At 39.7% G+C, this 1,278-nt stretch carries 2 protein-coding genes; both read left to right on the forward strand.

Annotated features, from left to right (window positions below; all coding sequences use genetic code 11):
• A partial coding sequence (locus CWB72_RS18200; RefSeq protein WP_212747907.1) for a transposase occupies window positions 1–304 on the forward strand: 304 nt, incomplete at its 5' end.
• Between the two features lie 11 nt (window positions 305–315).
• The gene (locus CWB72_RS18205; protein ID WP_252371594.1) at window positions 316–1,158 is read left to right on the forward strand and encodes an IS3 family transposase; all 843 of its coding nucleotides are present in this window, start codon (window positions 316–318) and stop codon (window positions 1,156–1,158) included.
• The last annotated feature ends 120 nt before the right edge of the window (window positions 1,159–1,278 follow it).

Raw genomic sequence — 1,278 nt, forward strand, 5'->3', positions numbered from 1 at the left:
AAAAAAGCAAAAGCAATCCTACACAGAAGAGTTCCGAAGAGAAGCAGTTCGTAGAGCTGATCAAAAAGGCAATACGAATGCGTCGGTTGCAGAAGAACTCGGAATATCAGCCCAGCAAATTTATAACTGGCGAAGACAGTTTAATCGTTTGACAGATAAGCAGTTTAGCTCGATTAATGGCGTTCAGTTTAAGACCTTTGATTCGGCGGAGATGAAGCGACTGAAGCAGGAACTAGCTGATTTAAAAGAAGAGAATGAGTTTCTAAAAAAGGCAGCCGCGTACTTTGCGAAAAGCCAAGAGTAAAGTACGCCTTAATTAAGCAATTCAAAGAGGTTTATCGTATTACCATAATGTGTAAGGCATTGTGCGTATCACGTTCAGGTTATTATCGTTTTTTAAATCGAGCACCAAGCAGCAAAGAGGAGAGAAGGCGTTATCTTGAGTCTCATATTGTTGAATATTTTGAACGTTTTAAGGCGCGCTATGGTGCACCGAGGTTGGCGATAGCACTAAAACAAAACGCGATTAAATGTAGTTTGAACACAGTTGCTAAGGTACTGAGTGAAAGAGGTTTACGAGCAAAGAATGGGCGTAACTTTCGTTACTCACGTTTTAGCTATGCGACGCTAAATGTGGCTGAAAACGTATTAAATAGGCAGTTTTCAGCGGCATCACCAAACGAGAAGTGGGTAACAGATATCACGTATATAAGATGTAAAGGACAGTGGCTTTACCTTGCTACAGTGATGGACCTATTTTCTCGAGCAATAGTTGGTTGGTCACTTGATACACAAATGACAGAATCACTGATAATGAACGCGTTGAAAATGGCCATAGAGCGCAGAGAAGTCAGAGCAGGCTTGATTATTCACTCAGATAGAGGTGTCCAATACAGAGCGTTAAAGTACCAAGGGTTAATAAGTAAAATGGGCGCTAAAGCAAGTATGAGTAGAAGAAGCAATTGTTGGTACAATGCGGTGATGGAGTCATTCTATTCTAGGTTAAAAGTGGAGTTAGTATTTTACGAAAAATATCAGTCGCTTGAGGAAGTTAAAGCGAGTATATTTGAATACATAGAAATATTTTATAACCGCGTACGATTGCATTCAGCATTGGGGTATTTAAGTCCAATGGAATATGAAAGCAGGTATGCATAATTAGGGTGTCTACTTTTAGTGGGTAACACCAACCTAAAGGAAAGTTATGTTGAAGCGGATAGCCATATTATTAAGTTCCATTACATTGGTTGCGTGCGGTAGTGATACTAGTGAAAATAC

It is taken from the genome of Pseudoalteromonas phenolica, from assembly GCF_005886345.1.
In the GTDB taxonomy this organism is placed as follows: Bacteria; Pseudomonadota; Gammaproteobacteria; order Enterobacterales; family Alteromonadaceae; genus Pseudoalteromonas; species Pseudoalteromonas phenolica_A.